The sequence below is a fragment of the Clostridium sp. ATCC 25772 genome, from assembly GCF_001573875.1.
GTDB classification, from domain to species: domain Bacteria; phylum Bacillota; class Clostridia; order Clostridiales; family Clostridiaceae; genus Clostridium_J; species Clostridium_J senegalense.
Genome location: NZ_LFRG01000083.1, coordinates 1 through 6052 on the forward strand (window position 1 = coordinate 1; position 6052 = coordinate 6052).

Annotated in this window: 4 protein-coding genes; all 4 read left to right on the top strand. The window is 31.1% G+C overall.

Going from position 1 to position 6052, the window contains the following annotated elements:
- Positions 1-291 precede the first annotated feature (291 nt).
- The 4 genes from AZI32_RS16580 (at position 292) to AZI32_RS16595 (ending at position 5665) form a co-directional block, all read left to right on the top strand.
- Positions 292-1404, top strand: coding sequence for a hypothetical protein (locus tag AZI32_RS16580; protein WP_061997014.1), 1113 nt, complete (start codon positions 292-294; stop codon positions 1402-1404).
- 334 nt (positions 1405-1738) lie between these two features.
- The gene (locus AZI32_RS16585) at positions 1739-4114 is read left to right on the top strand and encodes a DEAD/DEAH box helicase (protein ID WP_061997016.1); all 2376 of its coding nucleotides are present in this window, start codon (positions 1739-1741) and stop codon (positions 4112-4114) included.
- Between the two features lie 109 nt (positions 4115-4223).
- Positions 4224-4418 (top strand): hypothetical protein, encoded by a 195-nt coding sequence (locus AZI32_RS16590; protein WP_061997018.1) that lies wholly within the window; start codon positions 4224-4226, stop codon positions 4416-4418.
- 107 nt (positions 4419-4525) lie between these two features.
- Complete coding sequence (locus tag AZI32_RS16595; protein WP_061997020.1) at positions 4526-5665, top strand: radical SAM protein; 1140 nt, start codon at positions 4526-4528, stop codon at positions 5663-5665.
- Positions 5666-6052 lie beyond the last annotated feature (387 nt).

The window sequence follows — 6052 nt, forward strand, 5'->3', positions numbered from 1 at the left end:
GAATTTAGTATGAAAGTGGCAACCAATTTCTGAAAATGATTTTAAAAAATCTATAAATATAATTTGCTTTGCAAATTTATAAAAAGATGCGTTGAGAATTGCTAGGAACGGAGTGAGTAGTAATAACCACAACTGTTAACTATTCACTCTTAACTTTTAACTAAAATACTCTGTTAGTTATTGAAAAAATATTAATTTGAGTTTTCTCATTTGATAAGTGAATAATTTTAAGATTTAATCTGGAACCCTATAATATAAAAAAATCATAAAATAACTTAGAGGTGTTGTATTGTGATATCAAAAATATTTTCGGATATGTTAAGCTATAAGAAAAATATTATGAAATATATACTATTAACTTTAACTATTTTTACTGTTGTTATTTTATTCATTTTTAATGAAATGAATAGTAAAGTAGTAATAGGTAAAGTTACTCAAGACAAGGGTGAATGGATAACTCTGTCTGTTACTAACACTAATACTGATAATGATACTGATAGCAAAAGTGATATATGGATGATAGATACTGAGACTCAAGTAAAACAAAAATTGGTAGGTAATAGAGAGCCAATGATATCAGGAAAGGTTAATACTGCGGGAGATATCTTAATTTATTCTGACGCTATTGGAACTGGACCTTGGGATGTATTTAGGCTTAATATTCCAACTAAGGAAATCTATCAAATTACTAATGATTCTTTAGGACAATTTAATTTGCATTTCGGTGATGAAGAGGGAAATATTATATTTGCAAAGAGTGGAGATAAAAATTCTCCAATTCCACAAATATCACGAATAGATGTTAATAAAAAGGAAGGGAAAACTATTGAATTAGGTTCTCCAAATTTAGGTGTACAAGATTTTGATATTGGTGATAATAAAATTATCGCATTAGCGTTTCCTTATGATGAATATGTGACGAAGAAATTCAAGAAAAATGATGATTTGGCAAAAATTAATTATTATATTATAGAAATGAATATGGATGGAAGTAATAGGAAGGTAATAACTGAGATAAAGGCTTCAAGATTAGATTCGATTTCCTTATCAAAATCGAAAGATTCTATCATACTAGGTGGAACAGGTATGAAGGATAATGAAAAAGGATTTTATAAGCTAGATTTGAAGAGTAATAAAATAGATACTTTGTTAACTCAAGAACAGCTTGGAAAACCAAACGAAGTTCCTGAAATTTCCCAGCCTTATATTGCAGCGCTTAGTTATGATGGAAAAAAACTTTATTTTGCTGCTGTACCCACTGGGACAAGTGAAAAATCTATTTATGGTAATATAACAGTTTATCCAAATGCCTTGTATTGCTATAATTTAGAGGATAAGAAATTAAACGAATTTTTCAAAGTATCCAATACATTTATTTCCAACATATCCTTTGCCTATAAATAAATATATCAAAGCTATAACAGTATCAAATTTGATACGGTCTTTTTTTTATATTTAAAATTTAATGAACAATATAAGATTTAATCATATATATAAAACCAAGCTTAAAAATTCTAAATTTAACTACATCACCAGTATTATATTCTTGTCTTATATAAGCTTCTTTTGTTTACATTCTATAGAATTTGCTGCTTTAGTTTAGCTACAGATGTATAACTTATATTAAACCCTTCTTCTATTAGAGCTTCATACATATCAATTTTTTCTATATGTTGTTTTGATAAACTAATAAGCGTAGAATATATGTTAGAGTGGAATAACGGAATGGAGGTAGAGTATGAAATACGAATTGTTACCACATCAATTTGAAGCAATTCAAGCCATTCAAAAGAGTTTTTCTGACAGAAATCATCAAAATTGTGGGATTGTATCAATACCAACCGGAGGAGGCAAAACATATACAGCAGTTTATTGGTTAAATGAAATATTACAAAGCCATGAAGTGAAGATAATATGGTTTGCACAATCTTTCGAATTACTGAACCAAGCATATTATTGTATAAAGGATAATTTATCTCAAGATTTATCAATCAGGAGAGTTTCTAGTGAAAAAGGACACAGTAAGATAAAAGACATAAAAAAAACAGATGATATTATTTTAATCACTACACAAAGTGCAAGTAAAAATGCTGAGTCAGAAAATGCGTATTCGTCATTTGTGAATGGTAATATTGAAAATTTAATATGTGTTTTAGATGAAGCACATCATGCACCGGCATATGGTTTTCGAAAGATGATAATGGAACTAAAAGAAGCCGCACCTAAGTTATGGCTTTTGGGGCTGACTGCAACTCCGACATATACAAATGAAAGTAGAAGAGGCTGGCTCTGGGAAATCTTTGATAAGGGAGTTATCTATGAAGTTGAAAAGGAATTATTACAACAACAAGGAATTCTTGCAAAAGAAAATTTCAAATATATAAAAACACCTACAAAGATAGCTTTGAATGAAGAGGACTATTTCTGGTTAGTAAAAAAGCACCGTGAAATTCCAGAGCATATTATCGAGGAACTAGCAGAGAACAAAGAACGAAATGAATTCATAATTTCTGAATACCTTAAGAACAAAAGTGAGTATGGGAAAACCATTATTTTTCTGGATCGATGGTATCAATGTGAGTACATGAAAGACGAATTCCGAAAACATGGTGTAAGATGTGATACAATATATTCTTTTAACAATGGTAGAGATAAGACAAATGGAGAAGTTATTGAGGAATTTAGAAAAGATAAATTTGATGTACTTCTTAACGTTAAAATGCTTACAGAGGGTGCTGATATACCTACAGTAAAGACTGTATTTATTTCCCATGAAACACAGAGCTATATTCTGTTTAATCAAATGATTGGACGTTGTCTGCGTGGAGAAAGAGCCGGAGGAAAGAAAAAAGAAGCAAATATTGTGTTGTTTGGAAACAGGTGGGATAAATCGGTTATATGGTATATCCCATCCGGTTTAGGTGAATTAAGTGAAGAACGTATTGAGCGAACCAGTCATCCTATCTATACTTTTTCGTTTACAATGCTTATGGAATTGAATAAGGCATTGTCTAAAGACAATAAACTTATTGAAGATTATGCTAAATATGTTCCAGATGGATGGTACACTGTAAAATATGTGGAGTTTATGTATGATGAAGATGATACAATCAAACTGATTGAAGATTACGCTAATGTTTTGCAAAAGAATAAGAAGAAATATGATGATTTGATTAAATATATACTTGATAACAAAGACATTCTGCTTGAAGAATGGAAAAAGGAGAATTTCGATGAAAGAAAAGTGCAGGAACAACTTCATGAACTGTCTTTAAAATTTGATTTTGATTGCACTGTGAATGAAAACAGTGATAATCTTGTAAAAATTATAAGACACATAGCTCAAAACGGAGAAGAACCTTTGTATGTACAGGCTAATTTAAACTTGGATGATGATATGGAAAGAATACTGGAATTAATTCGAAATGAGATACCAGAAAAGCAGATTTCTATTTTAAATCGAGAGTACTCAAGAACCGGATCATTATGGCCCAAATTGTATGAGTCATTTTACAATTTTAAGGTGGCTGTAGACTTAAATATGACTAAAAAACTTCTTAGTGGTACAGGGGAATCGTATGTAGCAGGAGATGATACTGATGATAAAGAATATGAAGTTATTGATGCAAAAAGCCTTGTAAGCGCAGTTAAGTTAAGAGATGGAAGCTGCAAGTGTTGTGGAATTGATGGAAAAAAGAACAAGTTATATGCAGAGCCTATTAATTTGGCTTTGGGGTACTCTTCAATAAGAAATTTGCAAACACTTTGTTCTCGTTGCAGAAAGCTAATACAAAATGTCGATTTTAGCAATGATTTGACTATGCTCACAGAACCTCAAAAATTTAAGGGAATACCAGTAGATAAGTCGGATATATCTTCTGTAGCCAAGGTTAAAGCTGCGTTGAAAGGGTCAATCAATATAATGTATCAGTGTGGGGCAATTTTTGGAATTCGATTTGTGGCGCAGACAGATAGTAAGTATTGCGAGATTACTATTTTTAAAGGAAATCCTATATTTTGGATTAAAAATCAGCAAGATGAAGTTTTGCATTATATTACACAAGATTTGAAACAGAAAAAGGTAACAGATATTGTATATAAGTTCATTGAGTAATTACCATAAAGATTATGTGTGAAAAATGCAGAAAATTGGCTATTTACATTGCCAATTTGTTTAAAAAATGGTAAAATGATGGTGTTAAAAACTTTAGGAGGTATTTGGCATGTCAATTTTAAAAGACAGTCTGATGGACGCATTAGACTCACTTAAACCCCAACAATCATATGCACTTGCAGATGGCTTAGTATATGCAAGCGGTTGTGGTTGTACCGGCAATTGTGGACAGAGTTGTTCTGGCGGATGTGAAACAGGATGTACTGGAAACTGTGGTAGAAGTTGTTCTGGTGCATGTAGTTAGAAAAAAACTCGGGGCAAAAAATGAGGAGCTGTTTGTCAATTTTCTACTGCAGATTTGCTTGGAGGTTGACAGACAGCTTTTTACGTTAGGAGGCTTAATAATTAACTATGAGTGGAAAAAACAAAACAAGGTTTTCTCCAACAATATGTGTAACACATAATTGTAATTTGGATTGTGTATATTGCTATCAGGAACATGATACAGATAATAGAATGTCATTAGATACTGCAAAAAAATGTATTGATTGGATTTTTGATAATGTTCCAGATGATATGAGTGGTGTAGAGATTGGTTTTATCGGCGGAGAGCCAATGCTCGAATTTGATTTGATTAAAAATGTTATTGAATATACTCAGAAAAAAAATCCGAGTGAAGAATATATTTTTTATGCAACAACGAATGGCACAGTCCTGACTGACAAAATGAAAGAATGGCTTGTTGTACATAAAGAAATATTCGTTTTAGGCCTTAGTCTTGATGGATTGCCTGATACACATAATCATAATCGTAGCAATTCTTTTGATAAAATTGATATTGATTTCTTCGTAAAAACATGGCCATGCCAAGGAATTAAGATGACTTTATCAGAATACTCCCTAGAGCATTTGGCTGAGAATATCAAATATATGCATTCATTAGGATTCTGCGAAATAGGTGGGGTAAATCTGTTTGAAGGTGAATTTAATTGGAGCGATGAGAAGTATATCAAAATGATAATACCTCAATTGGAAGGGCTTGTTGACTTTTATGTTGAAAACAATAATCTCCGTTTAGATCAAATGATGAACCGAAAACTGGAGATGTGTGAAGATAAAAATCATCCAAAGAAAAAGTGGTGTGGAATTGGAACGGGAGCAATCTTTTTTGATGTGGATGGGACAAGGAGACCATGTCCATTTGTTACTCCAATGACATTTGAAGGGAAAGAACTAGAAAAAATTTGTTCTTGCGATTATAGTAAAACAGAAGATTTCATTGATGATTACTGTTTTAATGATTGTTATATGTATCCGGTTTGTCCTCATTGTGCAGGCGCAAATTATTTAACGCAAAAAACATTCAAGGTAAGAGATAAATCAAAGTGCAAGATTCAAAAACTTATTACAATGTATTCTGCTGATTTGCAAGCAAAGAGAATCGTTAAGAATCCAGAAAAGTATGACGAAGCTACAAAATATAATTTGATAAATGCAATACAAAGAATTAAAGAATTATATCTTGATGAATTTGCAGAGTATTTTGATTAAGGCAATATTATAGGGTGCATCGACTAGTATTTTTAGATGTTTAGAAATCTATTCAAATTTTACTCAATTCACATTCAATGTGGGTTGAGTGATTTTTTTGTAGCCAGGGTATGCAGATATTAGTAATCATAAAAAAATCGATACCTAGATATTAAAAATTTCCTTTGATGACATTATAGATATAAAAGTTAAATTTGAAGAACTGTATATTGTCAATAGAAATCAATGAAGTAAATTGGGATTTTTTCTTCGTACGAAGGGACGATATTTAAAAAGCTTTTAAGACTTGTCAATTCAAAATTTTCATCTAATATGAATGCTAAAATAAAAATGTACTAAGTTGCTAATATTTCCATGTACAACATTGTCTAAATTCTTTACAGTATT

What these genes read in the sequence shown, in the direction of transcription:
- AZI32_RS16585 (WP_061997016.1), top strand. Translation starts at nt 1,739, where the DNA reads ATGAAATACGAATTGTTACCACATCAATTTGAAGCAATTCAAGCCATT.
- AZI32_RS16590 (WP_061997018.1), top strand. Translation starts at nt 4,224, where the DNA reads ATGTCAATTTTAAAAGACAGTCTGATGGACGCATTAGACTCACTTAAA.
- AZI32_RS16595 (WP_061997020.1), top strand. Translation starts at nt 4,526, where the DNA reads ATGAGTGGAAAAAACAAAACAAGGTTTTCTCCAACAATATGTGTAACA.